The following is a 21,389-nucleotide window of genomic DNA, read 5'->3' as shown; positions in this document are numbered from 1 at the left end:
CTGCAAAGAGGTAAGAATCCATAATCATGATCAAGGAATTCGTTAAAAAAGAGTAAATTGTTTTTGATAACTTAACGTTGAATTTCTAGGTATTCAATATTAAAAAGAATTGTCATGAAACTTTCGTCAAAAACAGAGCATATTCTAAGTCAGATCAGCACAACAACTAAGCTTGGAGACTTAAGAAAAATTGCGAAGGAGATCAAAAAAGATCACGAATTAGCACTGGAGTTATGGTCTACACCTAATTTTTTAGCAAGGCTATTGGCCATTCTGATTATGGATAATAAGCGCATTGCACAAGACACCGTCAATCAGCTCGATCAGGATATGCTTATGCATCCAGCCGAAGAACGGAATCAGCTTATGGATTGGCTTATGGCAAACCAACTGACTAAAGACAAAAAAACGATTGCACTTATTGAATCCTGGCAAAATAGTGTATCACCGCTACAAAGGCGGATATTCTGGTATTACCAAGCCCGTTTAAGATGGACAGGACAAATACCTCCTCCTAATTCACTAGAATTATTAAATAAAATAGAAGCCAAAATTGCTAGAGAAGAGCCAGAAGTACAATGGGCAATGAATTTCCTAGCAGGATGGATTGGCGTTTATGAAAAACAATACCGAGATCGGTGTATTGCAATCGGAGAAAAAACAGGCCTCTATAAAGGTGATATGGTATCAAAAGGCTGTACACCAAATTATTTACCAGAATTCATTGCTATAGAAAGCAACAAACGAAATTTATAATCCAGTTAACAATTTCTAATCAACAATAGATCAATTCAATGCGTTATGATAGGATCACTAATAATCTCCTATCCTAACGCTATTGCTATTTTTAGTGCTCACGACTAAAATCAACTATTGAATCCCTCCATATCGCTGCAGATATCGTATACTGGTTACCTCAAAAATAGTTTACCTCTAAATCCTATATCAATTCAAAAAAAATAAACAATTTTAAACCAAGTACTTTGTTATACTATGTATTTTCTTTAGCTTAGCTCCATGGATAATGACTTTGTAAATAAATGGACTTCACAGCTCAAAAAGGGAACCTTATCTTTTGTTGTTTTGAGGATCTTAATGGATAAGCGTGAATATTATGGCTATGATCTAATTAACGAAATAAAAAAAAGGACGGCCATTGAAATCGCGGAGGGCACATTATATCCGTTGATGAACAGACTTAAAGATGAAAAACTTGTTGACTATAAATGGGTAGAACAAAATTCAGGAATTCCCAGAAAATATTACAACATCACAAGTTTAGGTCAGGAAACAGCCGAAGAGATGAAAAAATACTGGATCACATTAAACGAAACCATCAATTCAATCTAATATGAAGTTTAAAGAAATAGAATTTGAAAACAGGAATTGTACACGGATATACCGAGATTACCTTAAACGTGTCCGAAATACTGTTAAGGTATTAAATGAACAAAATCAACAGGAAATTTTACTAGAGATAAACAGTCATCTTTTCGAAGGCTTTTCAGATAATCCCAATGGTCGGGACGAAGTGGAACATTTATTAGATATTTTAGAAAAACTCGGACAACCGGAAGAATTTCTAAAACCTCTTATAGCAAATAAGAAACTGGAGGAAGCAACACGTACTTTCAATCCTCTCGAAATAGTGAAGGCTTTAACATTAAATATTAGTAACGGAATTTCCTATATAATATTTGCAATACTATATCTATTCTTATTTGGATTTCTTTTTTTAATCATTGCTAAACTGATCGACCCGGATCACGTGGGACTCTTTTATCGTGCAAAGGACATCTTTATACTCGGGCAATATAATAATTCAGATGGTGTCAGTTATCTTCAATATGAGCGCTTAGGAAATTGGTTTATCCCTTTAATGGTTGTAGCCTCGATCACATTATATATACTATTAACCTTACTGTTAAAATTGAAAAAAAATATAAACCACAAACCGTTATGATGAAAAAATATCTCTTCTTGTTATCCTGTTTTTTTGTTTCGACATTGACAAATGCGCAACAATTTGACACGAACAAACTCGATTTGTATTTCAGTTCCCTGGAGAAAGCTAATAAATTTATGGGAACTGTTGCAGTGTCGAAAAATGAAAAAATTATCTACAGTAGATCCATAGGTTATTGCAATTTTGAAAATAATACCAGATCGAATGCTAATACCAAATATAGAATCGGTTCAATCTCTAAAACGTTTACTGCAGTATTGATCATGAAAGCAGTTGAGGAAAAAAAACTGGACCTCGCTCAGCATATTGATAAATTCTTTCCTTCCTTAACAAATGCATCTGCCATAACAATTGGTCATTTGCTTAGCCATAGAAGTGGTATCCATGACTTTACGGATGATGAAAATTACGTTAACTGGTGCTATACTCCCAAAAGCGAAAAGGAAATGATGGCATTTATTGAAAAAGGAGGTTCTGACTTTCAACCTGATACAAAATCGGAATATAGCAATTCAAACTATGTATTATTAACTTATATTCTTGAGAAAACTTACAAAACGCCCTATGCAACACTTTTGAAAAAATGTATTACTGATCCATTCTCGCTCAAGAATACTTATTTCGGAGGTTCAATTAATACTTCAAATAATGAGGCAAAATCATACACCTTTGAAGACAACTGGATAGCTGCCAAAGAAACCGACACATCAATTCCTTTAGGAGCTGGAGGAATTGTTTCTAATCCGCTTGATCTGATAAAATTTAGCGACGCACTTTTTTCAGGAAAGATATTAAAAGCCGAAAGTCTGGCATTAATGGAAAACATCCAAGATGGACATGGTCTGGGACTTTTTAAACAACCCTTTTATGACAGGCAAGGATTTGGTCATCGTGGCGGAATAGATAAGTTCACCGCAGTATTTTCTTACTTTCCGAGCGATCACATATCTTTTGCACTGACTTCAAATGGTTCCAATTATAACAATAATGAAGTAGCTGTGACTGTTTTGAATGCCATATTCGGTAAACCTTTTGAAATTCCCGAATTTACAACATATCAAATAAATGCTGAGGAACTGGCAAAGTATAACGGAGTTTATGCATCCGCTCAAATACCCATAAAAATAACAATTACCAATGATGGCAAAAATTTAACTGCGCAAGCTGACGGACAAGCATCCATGCAACTTGAATGTACTGCGGAAAATATATTCAAATTTGATAAGGCTGGAATTGTACTCGAATTTAAACCTGCAGAGAACGTAATGATTCTTAAACAAGGTGGTGGACAATACATCTTTAATAAAGAAAAATAAGTTTCTATCCAGAGGACATCCTGAATAATAAAAACCCGACAATAGGTCGGGTTTTTCAGTTATTACAAATTGATCAATCTATCAACCTCTTCTGCCGTTTCAATAACATCAAAAGACGTCGTTCCGTGCGTTGACGAAACAATACAAAATATAGTAGTCAAGGTCCTTCCCTGATATTCATTTTGAACAAAATGAACAATGTTTTCGGCTATAAAAAAGATGGGTCTTTCTACTACTTCATCACCTTTTTTAACCCTTTGAGTTAGTTTAATTGATTTAGCCATATGAAGATATATTTTTTAACTAAATATACAAAAATCAAATTCTTATTCCAATTCATAATTTCCCCCTATTCTCTTGAGAAAAATTGACACGAAAGCTTTCTTAATAGCTATGGTAATGTCGCATTAAACAACAGCTAAATTTAAAAATAGAAAATCCTACTATCATAACAGATGATCATAGATTTGCGGTAAACATCCACACTATATAGGCCCGTATTTATATTTCCGGTCAATTTAGTTTATTCCTAGTCGTAAATGCCTATTTTTGCAGATCATGAACGAAGATCCTATTATCATCATTGGTGCTGGTCCAGCTGGACTGATGGCTGCGCAACAACTGGCAACAAGAGGTTATCAGGTACACATCTATGAAAAAAATAAAGCTGCGGCAAGAAAATTCTTAGTCGCTGGTCATGGCGGATTTAACCTAACGCATAGTGAGCAAATAGAAAACTTCGTTACTCAATATGATGCCGCGGAAATCCAAAAGATCGTACGCCATTTTGATAATAATGCTACTGTGGAATGGCTTTCATCAATCGGAATTCCGACATATGTTGGCAGTTCTGGAAAAATATTTCCCGAAAAACATATAAAACCCATCCAAGTTTTACAAGCATGGCTAGATCATCTCAATCAACTGGGAGTCATCATTAACTATGAGTACAGTTTCGTGGATTTTGATGCAAATTCTGTCATATTGCTGCACAACAAAGAAGTTGTCCGCAAAAGTTATCGTCAGCTCATCTTGACACTAGGTGGTGGTTCATGGAAAAAAACAGGATCAGATGCTTCATGGATTCCGGTTCTGACAAATAAAAAGATAAAAATTACCCCTTTACAAGCGGCCAATTCGGGATATAATACGACCAATGACCTGAGCGATCTAGAGGGACAGGTGTTAAAAAACATTCAGGTCGCATTTAACGGCACGAGCAAATTAGGAGAAATTGTATTTACAACCTATGGAATAGAAGGGAGTCCGCTCTATTATATGAACCGCTACAGCAGACCATACAAATTCCCGATTACACTTCATATTGATCTCAAGCCCAATGTGTCATTAGATGCAATTTTAAAGCAGATGCAATCTGGCGGAAATATAAGCTCACTATTAAAAAACAAACTTAAACTTTCATCCACTGCAGTTGCGCTATTAAAGAAATTGGATAAACAATCTTTCACAGATCCAATAGCCCTGGGAAAGCACATTAAAAACTACCCTATTCAAGTATCAGGATTAAGACCCTTAGATGAGGTGATCTCTACAGCTGGAGGTATACCCTTTAATGAACTGAATAAAGACCTTTCATTACATAAATTTCCTTTGGTATACTGTGCCGGCGAAATGCTAGACTGGGAAGCACCAACAGGCGGATATCTGCTACAAGCTTGTTTTAGTACAGGTGTTTGGGTTGCTACATCGATCAGTAAAAATCACCCTTTAACAATTTAAGGGTTTTGATTATCGCAAGGAGGACGAACTTATGCTCCAAGTCCCTTCTATGAATAGGCTTCTAACTTGAAGCACATAAAAAATGCTTAATTACAGCTATAACACAAACTGTAATTAAGCATCTAATGCTAGCAATTGGACGCTTAATGAATCATGATAATGGCCCATTTGGTCGCAATAAAACTACGTTTACTTTTTAACAACCTTATTGATCAATTTTTGATAAGCATCGGCTATTTTTTTCATTCCGATATCATTTGGATGAGCAGAATCTACGGTTGAATTAATATCTAAACCAATTTCCTTATTTGTTAATAGATAGAGATTTTTATCTCCAGATTGCTTAATACGATTTACAAATTGGTTAGCGACAGCACTGCTCTTTTTATATTCTTCGTTAATATCTAAATTGAAGATGGCGTTATTAAATCCTGAGCTATGCTCGGTAACAATAATCGGTGTCTTCGGATGTTTTTTTCGAATTTCGGTAACTGCATTAGACAGTAAAGAATCCAGTTGCTGTGCAGTTCTATCTTTCGTTAAAGCTAGATTTGGAATACAGTCCAATATAAAAACAGCAGCATCCACTTGATTGATATGATCGATAATAGGTTGTTCTAAACGACCATTACCCGAAAAGGCAACATTGATGACTGGGTTTTTAATAGCTCTACCTAGCATATTACTCCAGGCTAATCCAGGTCTAGTAGCACATGCGCCTTGAGCGATTGAAGTTCCGTAAACAACAACTGGCTTACCTTCTTGAACAACAAATTTAAAACTCTTATCCGACCCTACTCCTATTTCCAACCATTCCACTGTATTGTATAAAGGCAGGTATAAGCGATAAGTAAAATTTGAATTTTTGCCTAATGCTTTATAATTATAGGTTACCGTATCAGCAAAATTATAGTTACCAAATGCCCAGTTCCAATTACCCCTATCATCTTGCGCATATAAATCGACACCACTAACACCAATCGTAGGCATATGTGGCATATTTAAAGATCCGCTTACTTTATAGCGTACTTTAATGGCTTCCGCATCGGTCTGAAAGTCAACATACAAACCGGCACTATTGGTACCTAAGCTCCATACAGGAGATCGCACCTGACTTTTCAAGCTCTCGGGCAAACGGTAATAATTCGATAATTCTTCCGTATGAATACGTCCTTGAATCACCTTATTTTTAAGCGGATCATTCCAGTTGATCGATTGTTGAGCAAATGAACTAAAAGCAACAAATAGACTGGCAAAAGATAAAACTAAGTTTAATTTCATAATTTAGATTGAAAACCAAATCTACCAATTATCAGGATAAATAGAAATAATTCTTTTGTATCATTCGAATTACTTTAGTTGCCATAAAGAATTCATCGAGGCAACAAGAAATAAGTGCATAAAAAAAAGTCATCGTTTAGAACGATGACTTTTCTTTATGATAAAAGCTCTTTAATTAAAGAATAGCTTGTCTTACACGAACTAACTTTTCCATTAAGTCTTCTAAGTAATCTAAATGTAGCATATTAGCGCCATCAGATTTTGCTTGTGCTGGATTTGGATGAGTCTCAATAAATAAACCATCAGCTCCAACTGCTATTGCAGCTTTTGCGATCGTTTCTATCAATTCAGGTTTACCACCCGTTACGCCAGAAGTTTGATTTGGCTGTTGCAAAGAGTGTGTACAGTCCATAATAGTTGGTACACCAAAACCTCTCATCTCTGGAATTCCTCTGAAATCAACAATTAAATCCTGGTAACCAAATGTATTACCGCGATCTGTTAATAACACGTTCTTATTGCCCGAGTCAATAACTTTATCAACAGCAAACTTCATCGATGCTGCATTTAAAAATTGTCCTTTTTTAATGTTCACTACCTTTCCAGTCTGCGCTGCTGCAACAAGCAATTCTGTTTGGCGACATAAAAAAGCTGGAATCTGTAGAACATCAACATATGCTGCAGCTAAAGCTGCTTCATGACTTTCATGAATATCTGTTACAGTGGGTACACCAAATGTTTTACCAACCTTCTCTAAAATACGCAAAGCTTTCTCATCACCTATTCCTGTAAAAGAATCAACACGCGAACGATTTGCTTTACGGTAAGATCCTTTAAATATATAAGGAATATTTAAGCGGTCTGTAATGGTTACGATTTTCTCTGCGATTCTTAAAGCGATTTCTTCTCCCTCTATCGCACATGGTCCTGCCATTAAAAAGAAATTCGTCGAATCTCCATTTTTAATTTGAGGTAGTACTGTATTTATCATTTAATATATGCGTTTCTAATTCCCTAATTCAGACATGAACTTTATTCGCATCAGTTGAATATCTTCATACGAATAATCATCTCCACCTAAATCTTTTAAAGCTTCATCAATAGAATCCGAATCTGCTTGCTTAAAATAATCGTAGACTTCATCTTGACGATCTTGATCGATCATCTCATCAACGAAATATCCGATATTAAGTTTGGTACCAGCATTTACAATTGTTTCTACTTCTTTCAACAATTCTTCATAGCTAATTCCTTTTGCGGCTGCGATATCATCTAAACCAATTTTACGGTCTATATTTTGAATAATCGCGACCTTAAGCGCTGATTTATTTGCTGTACCTTTTATAACTAAATCTACCGGACGATCAATATCATTTTCTTCGACATACGCCTTGATCAATTCTACAAACTGAGCGCCAAATTTAACTGCTTTGCCGTTACCGACACCCTGTATCTGTTTCAGTTCGTCCAATGAGACGGGATAATGCGTACACATTTCATCCAATGATGGATCTTGAAAAATAACAAACGGAGGAAGTGACTTTGATTTCGCAATCTTTTTACGAAGATCTTTCAGCATTTTCAATAGCTCCGTATCTAAAGCGCCTGTTGAATGTCCAGCATCTTCAGATGATGAATCATCTGAAAAATCCAAAGGACGGTTCATCACAAATTTCAGTGCATACGGATTTTCCAGGTAATGACGACCAATGTCCGTCATCTTTAATAAGCCATAATGATCAATATCCTTTGCTAGAAAGTTATTGAGCACCGCTTGACGAACCAATGATTCCCAATACACTACTCCTTTATCTTTACCTTTTCCGAACAAAGGATGCTCATCATGTTTATAAGCAGAAACAGGTTGATTATTCTGACCCACCATGACATTGATCACGTGTAGATCGTCAAAGTTTTCACCTTGTTCTTTAATAAAAGAAAGAACTTCAAATAACGATTGTTCTGCTTCAAAATAAGTTTTTTGAGCACGACAATTATCACACATATTACTACATCCGGTTTCGTCAAAATTCTCACCAAAATAATGTAGAATTTGTTTACGACGACAGACTGCAGATTCTGAATAATCAATAACTTCTTTTAAAATTTGTGTTCCGATTTCCCTTTCAGCAACGGGCTTATCCTTCATGAATTTCGTTAATTTCTCAACGTCTTTCTCCGAATAAAAAGCTAAACATAGACCTTCTCCACCATCACGTCCAGCACGACCAGTTTCTTGGTAATAACCTTCCATAGATTTTGGAATGTCATGGTGAATCACAAAACGTACATCGGGCTTATCAATACCCATACCGAATGCTATCGTTGCTACGATAACTTCGACATCTTCCATCAAAAACTTATCCTGTGTATCGGCGCGTGTTTTCGCATCCAATCCAGCATGATAAGGAAGTGCTTTGATTCCATTGATATTAAGAACTTCACTAATTTCTTCAACCTTCTTACGGCTCAAGCAATAGATGATACCTGTTTTACCAGACTGTCCTTTTATAAAACGAACAATTTCTTTAACGACATTTTTCTTCGGCCTTACTTCGTAGAATAAGTTACCTCTGTTAAATGAAGATTTAAAGAGCATAGCATCATTCATTTGAAGATTCTTACGAATATCTGACTGCACCTTAGGTGTAGCTGTAGCTGTCAATGCAATAATGGGTATTTTTTCACCTATACCATTGATAACCTGACGAATCTTGCGGTATTCCGGACGGAAGTCATGTCCCCATTCGGAGATACAATGGGCTTCATCGACAGCAACAAAAGATACCGTAATCTGCTTCAGAAACTCGACATTCTCCAATTTCGAAAGCGATTCTGGTGCTACATAAAGTAATTTTGTTTTCCCTGCTGTAACATCCTGTTTGACACGCATGATATCACCTTTGTTCAATGAAGAATTTAAAAAGTGAGCAATACTATCCTCTCCGCCAAATGCGCGAAGCTGATCAACTTGGTTTTTCATCAAGGCAATTAACGGTGAAATGACAATCGCTGTCCCCTCACTCATCAATGCCGGCAACTGGTAACAGATGGATTTACCACCCCCAGTAGGCATTATGACAAATGTGTCCTTTCTCTGTAGTACATTTGTTATGATTGCTTCTTGATCCCCCTTAAAAGTATCAAAACCAAAAAAATCTTGTAAATTGTCGAAAAGTGATTTTTCTATTTCCATCGAGCCTCGGGCAAAAATAAGATAGATAAATGACCAAAAAATCTGTAAAATAACCTATTTTTGTATTCATTCTTTAATATAAAAGTAGATATTTTTTTTGTGAAAAGCAACATCGATATAAAAAATATAGCTATCCAAGCTATACAAGAAGAAGCTAAAGCGGTAGCTGATTTATCACAACGGATTGACGACGACTTTGTTAACGTGGTTAAACATATAATTAACTTACAAGGCCGTGTTATTGTCACTGGAATAGGAAAAAGTGCTATTATCGCACAAAAGATTGTTGCGACAATGAATTCGACTGGAACACCCTCCATTTTCATGCACGCAGCCGATGCCATTCATGGTGATTTAGGGATCATTCAAAACCAAGATTTAATCATCGCAATTTCAAAAAGTGGTACAACTCCTGAAATCAAAGTCCTGGTGCCTTTCTTGAAGCAGACCGGAAATACATTGGTCGCTCTGGTAGGAAATATCAATTCTTATCTGGCTGAACAAGCGGATTACGTACTGGACACCACTGTTGAAAAAGAAGCATGCCCTAACAATCTTGCTCCTACCTCAAGTACCACTGCTCAGCTAGCAATGGGCGATGCACTGGCGGTATGTCTGCAGGAATGTCGCGATTTTTCAGATCAGGATTTTGCAAAATACCATCCAGGAGGTGCGCTAGGTAAAAAATTATACCTAAAAGTAGCGGATCTCTCCGATCAAAATGAAAAACCAAAAATCCCAAGTAATGCCACTATCAGAGAAATCATACTGACCATCACACAAAACAGATTAGGTGCTGTTGCAGTATTGCAAGATGAAAAGATTGTGGGCATCATTACCGATGGGGATATTCGCCGTATGCTTGAAAATCATGAAGATCTTACAGGATTAACTGCGAGCGATATTATGGGGACACATCCTAAAACGATCGACAAATCAGAGCTTGCTGTAAATGCGCTGCATATGATGCGTCAGAATAACGTGTCTCAATTAATTGTTTTACAAGGAAATATGTATGATGGCATCATACATATTCAAGATTTATTAAAAGAAGGAATAATCTAGTCATACATAATGTAATATTATTGTTATCGCGTTCTTTTCTAAGGCAATTACGTATTAAAATTTCTATTTTGGTACGTTGTTTGACATTATCAAAGAGCATAGTTAACAAATTAAGAAGAAGAAGATATGAAAAAGTTTTTAGCCGTATTAACTGTTATTATTGCATTTGTAGGATTTACTGCAATGCAAACAAGTCAGAGCGAATTTAAATTTGAAAAAGAAACACATGATTTTGGAAAGATCGCACAAGGAACTCCAGTATCATACAGTTTCAAATTTTCGAATGCAGGAAGTGAGCCTATCATTATTTCTGATGTTAAGCCTTCATGTGGATGTTCAGTAGCAGAATTTACAAAAACACCAATCAAACCCGGTGACACAGGAACAATTAAAGTTACTTTCAACGCTGCTTCAAAAGCACCTTTTACAAAAAGCTTTACAGTAACATCGAACACAAAAACACCTGTAAAAACTTTATACATCAAAGGAATTGTAGAATAATTACTTTGCGTACATAATTAAAGAAAAGCCACTTCAAGTAAAGTGGCTTTTTTAGTTTTAATTCAGTAGATTTGTTTCGCTAATTTATATAAAATAATGCCATCAATATCAGAAAAAGGGTATAACATGCCCGCATCCCCAATTAGAAAACTAACACCTTTCGCTGATCAAGCAAAAAAAGAAGGGAAAAAAATCTATCATTTAAATATCGGACAGCCGGACATTGAAACGCCAGAAGTAATGCTCAATGCATTAAAAAACATTGATTTCAAAGTTTGGGCCTATACGGCATCTGAAGGAACAGCATCTTACCGCAATAAACTGACGACATACTACAATAAATTAAACTACAATATCGAACCTACTGATATTTTAGTGACAAACGGTGGCTCTGAAGCGATTATGATTGCGATGCAAGCTTGTCTTAACCCGGGTGAAGAAGTAATCATTCCTGAGCCTTTCTATGCCAATTACAACGGCTTCGCATGCTCGTCAGACATTGTGGTAAAACCGATCATGTCTTATATCGACAATGGATTCGCTTTACCTTCTATTGCGGAGTTTGAAAAAGTAATCACTGAAAAAACAAAAGCGATTGCGATCTGTAATCCGAACAACCCTACAGGTTATTTGTATTCTAGAGAAGAACTAGAAGCATTGCGTGAGCTTTGTTTAAAATATGATTTATACTTATTCTCTGATGAAGCCTACCGCGAATTCTGTTATGATGGGCGTGAATTCATTTCACCTATGCATCTGGAGGGACTGGAACAACATGTTGTTGTTTTTGATACCGTTTCAAAACGTTACTCAGCATGTGGTGCCAGAATAGGTTGCTTAATCACAAAGAATAAAGAACTGTACCAAGTCGCTCTAAAGTTTGCACAAGCGCGTTTAAGCCCTTCTTTGGAAGGACAAATTGCAGGTGAAGCAGCTGTAGATACACCAGATAGTTATTTTGAGGCAGTGTCTGAAGAGTATACTGCACGTCGTGATACTTTAGTCAACGGCTTAAATAAAATTGAAGGTGCATTTTCACCTAATCCAGGTGGCGCATTTTACGTTGTAGCAAAACTACCGATCGATAACGCAGATAAATTCTGTCAATGGATGCTAGAAGAGTTTGCATACGAAAATGAAACGGTTATGATGGCTCCTGCAACAGGCTTCTACAGCACTCCAGGTGCCGGAATCAACGAAGTTCGACTAGCATACGTTCTTAATCAGAACGATCTAAAAAAAGCATTGACCTGCTTAGAAAAAGGACTGGAAGTTTATCCAGGCCGTACAAACTAATCAGTGAGTATAGACGATAAAAAAGGGTTGCTCAAATGAGCAACCCTTTTTTATTTAAAACATTTTGACCACTTTATACGTTATATATAGTAATTGATCACTAAATTTTATATAATATGGATAAATTGAAGAAATTTGAATTGATGGAAAAAATTGCGAGAGAATTAGAAGATGTTAGGAAAAGTCAGCAAGCCGTATTAGAAAAAATTGGGAAAATCGAGGTGGATAATATCGAACTTGGAGACCAAAATCTAGAAAAGATTCTACCGGATATTTTTCAACGTACAGCAGACAATTCAGATGCAATCCGTCAACTATTAGATTCTTTCCAAGAAAAAACAGAAGAATTTGGAGAGAAAAACAATGTTGCGAAACTAAAAGAACAACAACAGATCAATAGCATTAAATAAAAAAGAAGAGTTTCCTATTTGGAAGCTCTTCTTTTTGTATATTCATCAATGACAAATGTCAATTGATCTTCTTGACTCATATAAGAATTATCCAATACAATGGCATCTTCCGCTTTACGCAAAGGACTTTCTTCCCTGGTACTGTCAATATGATCACGATGTGCCAGATTCTTAACAATTTCATCGATCGTCACCTGCTCTCCCTTATTGGTCAATTCTAAATAACGTCGATTAGCACGTACTTGCGGATCCGCTGTCATAAAAATTTTCATATCTGCATCCGGAAATACAGTTGTGCCTATATCGCGACCATCCATCACGATATTACGTCTCCGCCCTAATTTCTGCTGTTGTTTTACCATGGCTTGACGCACAGCTTTTATTGTACTCACTTCACTCACCATATCCGAAATATACATCTGACGGATCTCATCCGATATATCTTCATCATTAAGATGAATCTCAGTTTTATCAACATTAGGAATGAAATCGATATGAATATTTTCCAACGCCTCAGCTATTGCTTTATCATCTTTCATATCTATTCCCTCTCTGAGAAAATAAAGTGTCACAGCACGGTACATTGCACCACTGTCAATGAAAACAAATTTTAATTTTTTGGCCAGTGCTTTTGCCACTGTACTTTTACCACATGATGAAAAACCATCAATAGCGATAATAAAGTTATGTCTTGTTGTCATAAAACTAATTCATCCCCCCAATAATCACCCCAAGCTTATTCACTAAAGGAACCAGTATTAAATTCCCTTCTATAATGCTTTCAGGTAGGAAGATGTATTTCTTATCGTAAATAATATTATCAATATAAAAGCTTAACCAATATTCATTGGTTAAACCGAATACCTGTTCATCAATAGCTTCGATTTTTTCGAAAGAATGTGGAGCAACATTACCGATAAAATGACGTAATGTGCTTGTGATCACATTTGCACCATCCTTTTCGCCATAACCTTTTGAAGTAACCAAGACATTTTGAATTTCTTGATTCTTTTCATTAATTAAATAAACATTCCAAACTTTTGACTCCGGGCTTTCACTCTCCAAAACAACAGCAATCGTAATATTTTGAACAATGTTTTCAGGTAAATCCTTTTTCATTTCAATTATTTATCTTTAGTCGCTTTCACAGCAGCCTTTGTAGTTGTCTTTTTAACCGCAGTCGCTTTCTTCGCTGCTGGAGCTTTTTTAGCAGGAGCTTTCTTTGCAGTAGTCGCTTTTTTAGCAGTTACTTTTCCTTTGCCTTTAGGAGCATCAGCTTCCGCCCATTTCAAGACATCTTCATACGTGATCTGCTCTACTTCTGTTCCTTTTGGAATTTTCAAATTCTGTTTTCCAAAACGGATAAACGGTCCCCAACGGCCTTGTTCAATTTGAGCTTCAGGATTTTCGTCAAAAACACGAATTACCTTTTCAATATCTTTTTGTCTCTTGTCTTTGATAATCTGGATACACTCTTCCTCTGTCACATCAAGTGGATCAACATTCTTTGGTAAAGAATAAAAAGAAGAATCATGACGGATATAAGGTCCAAAACGGCCAATGGCAACAGTCATTTCCTTTTCTTCAAAAATACCAACCTTCTTTGGAAGCTTAAACAATTCCATAGCATCCTCAAAAGTAATCGTTTCGATCATCTGTCCTTTTCTCAAAGATGCAAAACGAGGTTTCTCTTCATCATCTTGTGCACCAATCTGCACCAAAGGACCAAACTTACCAATACGGACAGAGACAGGTTTACCCGATACAGGATCGACACCCAACTCACGTTCGTTGTTAGCACGTTCAGCATTTTCTAACGTATTCTGTACTTCTGAATGAAAAGGTCCGTAGAATTCACGCAACATATCTGTCCATTCGGTCAAACCATGTGCAATTTCATCAAATTCCTTTTCTACTTTTGCCGTGAAATTAAAATCTACAATGCCTTTAAAGTGTTCAACTAAGAAATCATTAACAACAATACCGATATCTGTTGGAAACATTTTTCCTTTTTCAGCGCCAGTAATTTCAGTCTTAGTAACGGCAGAGATTTCCGTATTTTCTAAAGTCAATACACGATAGTCACGTGAACGTCCTTCTCTTTCTTCTTTCACTACATAACCGCGATTTTGAATCGTAGAAATTGTCGGTGCATAAGTAGATGGTCTACCAATACCCAATTCTTCCAACTTCTTCACCAAAGCAGCCTCTGTATAACGAGCAGGAGGTCTTGTAAAACGCTCTGTCGCATTCATGCTTTTCAATACGACCGATTGTCCTGTTACCAAAGGTGGCAACAAGGAGTTATCGCTATCATCATCATTCGTTACCTCTTGATCATCATCTGTAGATTCAAAATAAACTTTCAAAAATCCATCAAACTTCATGACCTCACCTGAAGCAGATAAATCCTCCTTACGTGTAGAAATAGAAATTTTAGCTAATGTTTTCTCGAACTCTGCCTCACTCATTTGAGAAGCAATAGCACGTTTCCAAATTAAATCGTATAAACGTTTTTCTGCTGCATCACCTTCAATGCTATGTTCAGAAAAATAAGTTGGACGAATGGCTTCGTGAGCCTCTTGAGCTCCAGAAGTTTTTGTTTTATATTTTCTTAACTTATGATAACGATCCCCATAAGCAGAACGAATTTCTTTCTCAGCAGCTTCTGTTGCTGTATCACTTAAATTAACAGAATCGGTACGCATATAGGTAATGCGACCAGCTTCATATAAGCGTTGAGCAACCTGCATAGTACGCGCAACAGAAAACCCTAGCTTACGACTAGCCTCCTGCTGTAGCGTTGAGGTAGTGAACGGAGCCGCTGGAGCTCTTTTCGCTGGTTTTGTTTCCAAACTCTTAACAGCAAATTCCGCTGTCTTACAATCCTCTAAAAACTGCTTTGCTTCAGCCTCTGTTGCAAAACGCTGTGGCAACTCAGCTTTAAAACTATCTTTAACTTTTCCAGTATGGAAAAATGCCACAATACGAAATGATGCTTCCGCATTAAATTTTATAACCTCGCGCTCGCGGTCTACAATTAAACGCACTGCTACCGATTGAACACGTCCTGCGGACAACGATGGTTTTACTTTCTTCCATAATACAGGAGAAAGCTCAAATCCTACCAAACGATCCAGTACACGACGAGCCTGCTGTGCATTTACTAAATTATAATCTATTTTACGTGGATTCTCAATGGCCTTTAAAATCGCAGGTTTGGTGATCTCATGAAATACAATACGCTTAGTACTCTCATCTTTTAAACCTAAAGTCTCAAATAAATGCCACGATATAGCCTCCCCCTCGCGGTCCTCATCGGATGCTAACCAAACTGTTTCTGCAGCTTTAGCTAATTTCTTTAACTCACTGACAACAGCCTTCTTATCACTCGGCACTTCATATTTTTGTTGAAAATCTTTATCTGTATCAATAGCATCATCGGTCTTCACCAAATCACGAATATGTCCGTAACTGGACTTTACCAAAAAGTCCTTCCCTAAATACCCTTCTATTGTTTTCGCTTTCGCCGGAGACTCTACTATGAGTAAATTTTTAGCCATTTAAATTTGAGATTTGTGCAAATAAAGGCATTTCTTTAACGAATGACAATATTTTTAGTCTTTTTTTACATTATTTAAGGAAAAAAAAATAAATAACCATTTGTTTTATTCCAAAACAAGGGCTCATATTTTTTTATAAAATTCTGTTTTTTACCCGTAGAAATTTAACAAACAAGCTTTAATAATACCAAAGACGTACGTACCTCTTTAAATTACATCTATATTGGATGAAATCGTACATCAAATGTATGACCTATCAATTATTGACAACAACCATATAGCTAATAAATGGTTAAGGTATCGTTATAGCTGACGAAAAGATTACCTTGGTCTACCTAACGACAAGAAAACAAACTCTAATCGGTTGGTGACTTTGTAAAAAACAATTTGGAGAACAAAATACTAATTAAAAAATAAATAAAACAAACTTTCAAGCTATTTCGTTTATAATGTAAGGCCCTTCTTTATAAAAGATATTCCTGAAAAAGTGAACATTTGATGAACAAAATATCCAAAATCATATCATTGTATGAGCAATTTCAAAAGAAAGACGAATCTAGAAAACGTAAATAAAACTTCAAAATGGGACATTGTTATCATTGGAGGCGGGGCAACTGGGCTTGGTATCGCTGTCGATGCGGCTTCTCGAGGATTTAAAACATTATTACTCGAAAAATATGATTTTGCAAAAGCAACCTCAAGTAGGAGTACGAAATTAGTCCATGGTGGTGTACGGTATCTCGCAAATGGAGATATTAAACTTGTCTATTCCGCATTGCATGAAAGAGGATTAATTTTCCAAAACGCACCACACTTAGCTAAAATTCAAAGCTTTATTATTCCATGCTATACATTTTTCAGTAAGTGGAAATATCTGATTGGATTGAAAATCTATGATTGGATGGCCGGTGCATACCGGATCGGAACTTCCAGATTTTTATCCAGCAGTCAGGTTGTTTCAAAACTGCATGCTGTCAAACAGGATAATCTAAAAGGGGGTATAATCTACTATGACGGCCAGTTTGATGACTCCCGATTTGCAATCAATCTAGCACAGACAGCAAATTCTCTTGATGCAACAATCTTAAACTATTGTGATGTAAATGCCATTCATAAAGATACAAATGGTCAAGTTTGTGGTGTTTCTTTTACAGATTTAGAGTCAAACCAGAATTTTGAAGTTAAAGCAAAAACAGTCATTAATGCGACCGGAATCTTTGTTGATGATATATTAAAACTGGAATCACCTGTCCATAAGAATTTAGTAAGACCATCTCAGGGAACGCATATTGTCATTGACAAGAAATTTTTAGGGGAAGAAGATGCCCTTATGATTCCGGAAACTAATGACGGACGTGTGCTATTTGGTGTGCCATGGCACGACCACATCCTATTAGGAACGACAGATACGCCCTTAGATATTCACACTATTGAACCAAGACCTTTAGAAGAAGAAGTAGATTTTATTTTGGAAACGGCTAAAAATTACCTCAATCCTGCTCCTACCCGAGCAGATATACTCAGTGTATTTGCAGGTTTGCGACCACTGGCTGCACCAGATGAAAGTAATCCAGCTTCAACAAAAGAAATCTCCCGGGACCACAAACTGATCAGCAGTAAATCAGGATTGATTACCATTACAGGAGGGAAATGGACGACATATCGTAAAATGGCAGAAGATACCGTCAACGAAGCCATTCAGATCGGAAAGTTAAATACAGCTCCTTGTATTACAAAAACCTTAAAAATACATGGTTATCTTCAAGAAAAACAGCAGGGACACTGGCAGATATACGGTTCAGATGCAAAGTTAATACAAGAGTTAGCACAAAAGGATCCAAATTTTTCCCAAAAGATTCACCCCAAATTTGATTATATCGCAGCAGAAGTAGTATGGGCAATAAGAAATGAAATGGCAAGATGCCTGGAAGATGTTTTAGCAAGAAGGATACGCATGCTGTTTTTAGATGCAAAAGCAGCCATGGAGGCAGCTCCCCTAGTTGTTCAGATTATGTCCAAAGAACTTGAGCAATCGAAAACATGGGAAGAAGAACAGCTTGCAAAATTCCTTATACTTTGTAAAAACTATACTTACAATTCCTAATCCATTAACAACGCACTTATGAGTACTAAAGAATACATTTTGGCATTAGACCAGGGCACAACGAGCTCAAGAGCAATTATCTTTTCGAAGTCAGGAAAAATAGAAGCGATAGCACAAAAAGAATTCAAGCAGATTTATCCAAAATCTGGTTGGGTTGAGCATGATCCTAAAGAGATTTGGTCCAGTCAACTTTCAGTTTTTACAGAAGTTATGGCCAAGATGAAGATTACCCCAAAACATATCAAAGCCATCGGAATTACAAATCAGCGTGAAACCACTATTATTTGGGATAGAAAAACCGGGGAACCCATCTATAATGCTATTGTATGGCAAGATCGAAGAACAGCAGACTATTGTAAGCAGATCGAAAATCAAGGTCATGGCAATACCATTCAGAAAAAAACAGGTCTTCGTATCGATGCCTACTTCTCCGCATCTAAGATCAACTGGATATTAGATCATGTAAAAGGTGCTAGAGAAAGAGCAAATGTGGGCGATCTCGCTTTTGGAACCATAGATAGTTGGATTATTTGGAACCTAACTGATGGAGCTGTCCATGTAACCGATGTGTCCAATGCATCAAGAACGATGTTGTACAATATCGAAACTTTAACATGGGATAATGAATTGCTGACCATATTTAACGTACCTGCAAGTATCCTTCCTAAAGTTGCCTCCTCGTCAGAGGTATATGGACATACTTCGGGTCAGATCCTTTCCAGTAGTGTACCTATCGCAGGGATTGCGGGCGATCAGCAAGCGGCACTATTTGGACAAATGTGCACCCAAAAAGGAATGGCAAAAAATACCTATGGAACAGGTTGCTTCTTATTAATGAACATTGGCTCAAAACCAATTTTTTCGAATAACAATTTAGTCACTACGATTGCTTGGAGAATTGGAGGAAAGGTAACATACGCTCTGGAAGGAAGTGTATTCATTGGAGGAGCTGTTGTGCAGTGGTTACGAGATGAATTAGGTATCATCAAAACTTCTGCAGAAATAGAAAAATTGGCTGAAAGTGTAGCGGATAGCGATGGTGTCTATATGGTTCCGGCTTTTTCAGGTTTAGGAGCACCACATTGGAATCCTTATGCACGTGGTACGATATTAGGGCTTTCTCGAGGCACCAATGTCGCTCATATTGCCAGAGCTGCGCTAGAGGGAATCGCATTTCAAATAACAGATATTCTGACAGCCATGCAGTCTGATTCAAATATTGAAATCAAAGAACTTCGTGTTGATGGTGGCGCAAGTGCGAATAATTTCCTGATGCAAACCCAGGCCAACTTTCTCAATACAATCACCATACGTCCTGAGGTAACAGAAACGACAGCACTTGGAGCAGCATATTTAGCCGGTCTAGCGGTTGGATTTTGGCCCAGTGTGGAAGAAATAGCAAAACAATGGCAAATAAACAGAACATTTACACCAATACCAGATCCATCAATTGAACAATCATTGCGAGAATGGAAGCGCGCTGTAGAGACAACCAAGTTTTGGGCTAACTACGATCTCAACGCTTAACAACAGTTATTATGAATGTACTAATCGCAGAATTTATTGGGACAGCCGTGCTCATTTTATTAGGAGGAGGAGTTGTCGCAAATGTTGTATTAAAAGATACTAAAGGGAACAATTCAGGTTGGATGGTAATCAGTACAGCTTGGGCTTTAGCGGTATTTGCCGGAGTAACGATTGCAGGACCCTATAGCGGGGCGCATCTTAATCCTGCTGTTACGCTTGCTAATTTAATATTGAACAAAATGACCTTAAGTTTAGGACTTCAATACATCACAATGCAAATTTTAGGGGCTATGTTTGGTTCATTTGTGGTTTGGTTGATGTACAAAGATCATTTCACCCAAACCGAAGATGCAGGAGCCAAAGAGGCCGTGTTTTGTACAAGACCTGCTATCTTTAATCCTAAAATTAATATCATCAGTGAAATTGTAGGTACTTTTGTCTTAATTTTTTGCATCCTACATTTCACTGAACCAACTATCCAACAAGGACAAACTTTGGGCTTAGGTACTATAGGAGCAATACCTGTAAGTTTTATTGTTTGGGTAATCGGATTATCTTTAGGCGGTACAACCGGGTACGCCATCAACCCTGCCCGAGATTTAGGCCCTCGAATTACACACGCTTTATTACCGATAAAGAATAAAAAAACATTTAATCTAGCATATGCCTGGGTGCCTATAGTCGGTCCACTTATAGGCAGCACTCTTGCCACATTGATCTATTTATGTATAAATTAAGACGATTAAAATTTGTCCAATTGCAAGAATAAAAATCCAATATTCTATAATAAATATCATAATAAGCATTAAGAATAACCTAATCCAGCTAAATAAACTGGATTAGGTTATTTTTTATCAAGTATAATGAAAGGGAAACCTATTGCTCGTAAATCATGTGATCTCAAATAGACTATCATATGCTACATACAAAACTGAATAGCTAAGTGATAACGAAGAAATAAAAAGGCAGTGCACAAACCCAGCGTTCACGAGAACATAATAGTCCCTAGTATATAAGAAGTATCAAATAGCATTATATGAGTATTAAAAATTAGAGATCGGAAGATATAGTGACAGTATGCTTGTCCGATAGGAAGAGGATATAGAAGCTGAATAGGTTAAATGATGAGCATGAAGGGCCTGCAGAAGGCACCGGAAGAACAGGAATAGCTATGCTCTCAGCATAAAAAAGGTATAAACACAAAAAAGCCTCTGCTGTATAGCAAAGGCTTCTGTATAAAAAAAGGCACCGACCTACTCTCCCACCTGTTACGGCAATACCATCGGCTCTGGCGGGCTTGACTTCTCTGTTCGGAATGGGAAGAGGTAGACACCGCCGATATAGGCACCTAAAATGTTTTTATGTGATATATGCTCTATAAAAAGCATTATCTATAGACAATTGAAAGAAAAACTAAAAGAGGA

Annotated in this window: 19 protein-coding genes and 1 rRNA gene; 12 read left to right on the top strand and 8 right to left on the bottom strand. The window is 36.8% G+C overall.

All coding sequences use genetic code 11. From position 1 onward, the window contains the following. Nucleotides 1–114: 114 nt before the first annotated feature. From M2265_RS24870 to M2265_RS24855, 4 genes are all read left to right on the top strand, one after another. Nucleotides 115–756 carry a DNA alkylation repair protein gene (locus M2265_RS24870; protein WP_132773113.1) on the top strand — a complete coding sequence of 214 codons (642 nt, stop codon included), beginning with the start codon at nucleotides 115–117 and terminating at the stop codon, nucleotides 754–756. 261 nt (nucleotides 757–1,017) lie between these two features. Beyond that, nucleotides 1,018–1,350: a PadR family transcriptional regulator gene (locus tag M2265_RS24865; RefSeq protein ID WP_132773114.1), complete on the top strand. Its 333-nt coding sequence runs from the start codon at nucleotides 1,018–1,020 to the stop codon at nucleotides 1,348–1,350. 1 nt (nucleotide 1,351) lies between these two features. Continuing rightward, the gene (locus M2265_RS24860; protein WP_132773116.1) at nucleotides 1,352–1,963 is read left to right on the top strand and encodes an HAAS signaling domain-containing protein; all 612 of its coding nucleotides are present in this window, start codon (nucleotides 1,352–1,354) and stop codon (nucleotides 1,961–1,963) included. Next, entirely contained in the window at nucleotides 1,960–3,282 is a 1,323-nt protein-coding gene (locus M2265_RS24855; RefSeq protein ID WP_132773118.1) for a serine hydrolase domain-containing protein, read from the top strand. The genes M2265_RS24860 and M2265_RS24855 overlap by 4 nt, the downstream gene beginning before the upstream one ends. Nucleotides 3,283–3,344: 62 nt before the next feature. Here M2265_RS24855 and M2265_RS24850 read toward each other — a convergent pair whose 3' ends face one another. Continuing rightward, nucleotides 3,345–3,566 carry a hypothetical protein gene (locus M2265_RS24850; protein ID WP_132773120.1) on the bottom strand — a complete coding sequence of 74 codons (222 nt, stop codon included), beginning with the start codon at nucleotides 3,564–3,566 and terminating at the stop codon, nucleotides 3,345–3,347. Nucleotides 3,567–3,840: 274 nt separating this feature from the next. On the opposite strand from M2265_RS24850, the gene M2265_RS24845 reads away from it, so the two are divergent. Beyond that, nucleotides 3,841–5,022, top strand: coding sequence for an NAD(P)/FAD-dependent oxidoreductase (locus M2265_RS24845; RefSeq protein ID WP_132773122.1), 1,182 nt, complete (start codon nucleotides 3,841–3,843; stop codon nucleotides 5,020–5,022). Nucleotides 5,023–5,211: 189 nt separating this feature from the next. Here M2265_RS24845 and M2265_RS24840 read toward each other — a convergent pair whose 3' ends face one another. From M2265_RS24840 to recQ, 3 genes are all read right to left on the bottom strand, one after another. Further along, on the bottom strand, nucleotides 5,212–6,303 hold the full coding sequence (locus M2265_RS24840) for an SGNH/GDSL hydrolase family protein (RefSeq protein ID WP_132773124.1): 1,092 nt from the start codon (nucleotides 6,301–6,303) through the stop codon (nucleotides 5,212–5,214). Between the two features lie 175 nt (nucleotides 6,304–6,478). Continuing rightward, nucleotides 6,479–7,294 (bottom strand): 3-deoxy-8-phosphooctulonate synthase, encoded by an 816-nt coding sequence (gene kdsA, locus M2265_RS24835; protein ID WP_132773126.1) that lies wholly within the window; start codon nucleotides 7,292–7,294, stop codon nucleotides 6,479–6,481. Nucleotides 7,295–7,309: 15 nt separating this feature from the next. Next, a complete protein-coding gene (recQ, locus tag M2265_RS24830; protein WP_132773128.1) occupies nucleotides 7,310–9,499 on the bottom strand; it encodes a DNA helicase RecQ in 2,190 nt (729 codons plus the stop codon). A gap of 99 nt (nucleotides 9,500–9,598) precedes the next feature. On the opposite strand from recQ, the gene M2265_RS24825 reads away from it, so the two are divergent. The 4 genes from M2265_RS24825 to M2265_RS24810 all read left to right on the top strand — a co-directional run bounded on the left by M2265_RS24825 (nucleotide 9,599) and on the right by M2265_RS24810 (nucleotide 12,771). After that, a complete protein-coding gene (locus M2265_RS24825) occupies nucleotides 9,599–10,564 on the top strand; it encodes a KpsF/GutQ family sugar-phosphate isomerase (RefSeq protein ID WP_132773129.1) in 966 nt (321 codons plus the stop codon). 126 nt (nucleotides 10,565–10,690) lie between these two features. Next, nucleotides 10,691–11,065 carry a DUF1573 domain-containing protein gene (locus M2265_RS24820; RefSeq protein ID WP_021191797.1) on the top strand — a complete coding sequence of 125 codons (375 nt, stop codon included), beginning with the start codon at nucleotides 10,691–10,693 and terminating at the stop codon, nucleotides 11,063–11,065. A 96-nt stretch (nucleotides 11,066–11,161) separates the two neighbouring features. Further along, nucleotides 11,162–12,361 carry a pyridoxal phosphate-dependent aminotransferase gene (locus M2265_RS24815; protein WP_132773131.1) on the top strand — a complete coding sequence of 400 codons (1,200 nt, stop codon included), beginning with the start codon at nucleotides 11,162–11,164 and terminating at the stop codon, nucleotides 12,359–12,361. A 116-nt stretch (nucleotides 12,362–12,477) separates the two neighbouring features. Continuing rightward, nucleotides 12,478–12,771 (top strand): hypothetical protein, encoded by a 294-nt coding sequence (locus tag M2265_RS24810; protein WP_021191795.1) that lies wholly within the window; start codon nucleotides 12,478–12,480, stop codon nucleotides 12,769–12,771. A gap of 14 nt (nucleotides 12,772–12,785) precedes the next feature. Here the strand turns inward: M2265_RS24810 and cmk are convergent, their stop codons facing one another. From cmk to topA, 3 genes are read right to left on the bottom strand one after another with little or no spacing between them, the layout of a single operon-like run. Continuing rightward, complete coding sequence (gene cmk, locus M2265_RS24805) at nucleotides 12,786–13,472, bottom strand: (d)CMP kinase (RefSeq protein WP_132773133.1); 687 nt, start codon at nucleotides 13,470–13,472, stop codon at nucleotides 12,786–12,788. Nucleotides 13,473–13,476: 4 nt separating this feature from the next. Continuing rightward, complete coding sequence (locus tag M2265_RS24800; RefSeq protein ID WP_021191794.1) at nucleotides 13,477–13,890, bottom strand: hypothetical protein; 414 nt, start codon at nucleotides 13,888–13,890, stop codon at nucleotides 13,477–13,479. A 5-nt stretch (nucleotides 13,891–13,895) separates the two neighbouring features. Beyond that, nucleotides 13,896–16,334 carry a type I DNA topoisomerase gene (topA, locus tag M2265_RS24795; RefSeq protein WP_132773135.1) on the bottom strand — a complete coding sequence of 813 codons (2,439 nt, stop codon included), beginning with the start codon at nucleotides 16,332–16,334 and terminating at the stop codon, nucleotides 13,896–13,898. Nucleotides 16,335–16,863: 529 nt separating this feature from the next. Here topA and M2265_RS24790 point away from each other — a divergent pair. The 3 genes from M2265_RS24790 to M2265_RS24780 are packed head-to-tail and all read left to right on the top strand — an operon-like array spanning nucleotide 16,864 to nucleotide 20,702. After that, nucleotides 16,864–18,438 (top strand): glycerol-3-phosphate dehydrogenase/oxidase, encoded by a 1,575-nt coding sequence (locus tag M2265_RS24790; RefSeq protein WP_132773136.1) that lies wholly within the window; start codon nucleotides 16,864–16,866, stop codon nucleotides 18,436–18,438. Between the two features lie 18 nt (nucleotides 18,439–18,456). Next, nucleotides 18,457–19,965, top strand: a complete 1,509-nt coding sequence (gene glpK, locus M2265_RS24785) for a glycerol kinase GlpK (RefSeq protein ID WP_132773138.1) — start codon at nucleotides 18,457–18,459, stop codon at nucleotides 19,963–19,965. Nucleotides 19,966–19,976: 11 nt separating this feature from the next. Further along, nucleotides 19,977–20,702 (top strand): MIP/aquaporin family protein, encoded by a 726-nt coding sequence (locus M2265_RS24780; RefSeq protein WP_132773140.1) that lies wholly within the window; start codon nucleotides 19,977–19,979, stop codon nucleotides 20,700–20,702. 503 nt (nucleotides 20,703–21,205) lie between these two features. On the opposite strand, the gene rrf is transcribed toward M2265_RS24780, so the two are convergent. Beyond that, a 5S ribosomal RNA gene (rrf, locus tag M2265_RS24775) occupies nucleotides 21,206–21,317 on the bottom strand. Nucleotides 21,318–21,389: the final 72 nt, after the last annotated feature.

It is taken from the genome of Sphingobacterium kitahiroshimense, assembly GCF_025961315.1.
GTDB lineage: Bacteria > Bacteroidota > Bacteroidia > Sphingobacteriales > Sphingobacteriaceae > Sphingobacterium > Sphingobacterium anhuiense.
This window is presented reverse-complemented; position numbering and strand designations above follow the sequence as displayed.

What these genes read in the sequence shown, in the direction of transcription:
- M2265_RS24870 (WP_132773113.1), top strand. Translation starts at nt 115, where the DNA reads ATGAAACTTTCGTCAAAAACAGAGCATATTCTAAGTCAGATCAGCACA.
- M2265_RS24865 (WP_132773114.1), top strand. Translation starts at nt 1,018, where the DNA reads ATGGATAATGACTTTGTAAATAAATGGACTTCACAGCTCAAAAAGGGA.
- M2265_RS24860 (WP_132773116.1), top strand. Translation starts at nt 1,352, where the DNA reads ATGAAGTTTAAAGAAATAGAATTTGAAAACAGGAATTGTACACGGATA.
- M2265_RS24855 (WP_132773118.1), top strand. Translation starts at nt 1,960, where the DNA reads ATGATGAAAAAATATCTCTTCTTGTTATCCTGTTTTTTTGTTTCGACA.
- M2265_RS24850 (WP_132773120.1), bottom strand. Translation starts at nt 3,566, where the DNA reads ATGGCTAAATCAATTAAACTAACTCAAAGGGTTAAAAAAGGTGATGAA.
- M2265_RS24845 (WP_132773122.1), top strand. Translation starts at nt 3,841, where the DNA reads ATGAACGAAGATCCTATTATCATCATTGGTGCTGGTCCAGCTGGACTG.
- M2265_RS24840 (WP_132773124.1), bottom strand. Translation starts at nt 6,303, where the DNA reads ATGAAATTAAACTTAGTTTTATCTTTTGCCAGTCTATTTGTTGCTTTT.
- kdsA (WP_132773126.1), bottom strand. Translation starts at nt 7,294, where the DNA reads ATGATAAATACAGTACTACCTCAAATTAAAAATGGAGATTCGACGAAT.
- recQ (WP_132773128.1), bottom strand. Translation starts at nt 9,499, where the DNA reads ATGGAAATAGAAAAATCACTTTTCGACAATTTACAAGATTTTTTTGGT.
- M2265_RS24820 (WP_021191797.1), top strand. Translation starts at nt 10,691, where the DNA reads ATGAAAAAGTTTTTAGCCGTATTAACTGTTATTATTGCATTTGTAGGA.
- M2265_RS24815 (WP_132773131.1), top strand. Translation starts at nt 11,162, where the DNA reads ATGCCATCAATATCAGAAAAAGGGTATAACATGCCCGCATCCCCAATT.
- M2265_RS24810 (WP_021191795.1), top strand. Translation starts at nt 12,478, where the DNA reads ATGGATAAATTGAAGAAATTTGAATTGATGGAAAAAATTGCGAGAGAA.
- cmk (WP_132773133.1), bottom strand. Translation starts at nt 13,472, where the DNA reads ATGACAACAAGACATAACTTTATTATCGCTATTGATGGTTTTTCATCA.
- M2265_RS24800 (WP_021191794.1), bottom strand. Translation starts at nt 13,890, where the DNA reads ATGAAAAAGGATTTACCTGAAAACATTGTTCAAAATATTACGATTGCT.
- topA (WP_132773135.1), bottom strand. Translation starts at nt 16,334, where the DNA reads ATGGCTAAAAATTTACTCATAGTAGAGTCTCCGGCGAAAGCGAAAACA.
- M2265_RS24790 (WP_132773136.1), top strand. Translation starts at nt 16,864, where the DNA reads ATGAGCAATTTCAAAAGAAAGACGAATCTAGAAAACGTAAATAAAACT.
- glpK (WP_132773138.1), top strand. Translation starts at nt 18,457, where the DNA reads ATGAGTACTAAAGAATACATTTTGGCATTAGACCAGGGCACAACGAGC.
- M2265_RS24780 (WP_132773140.1), top strand. Translation starts at nt 19,977, where the DNA reads ATGAATGTACTAATCGCAGAATTTATTGGGACAGCCGTGCTCATTTTA.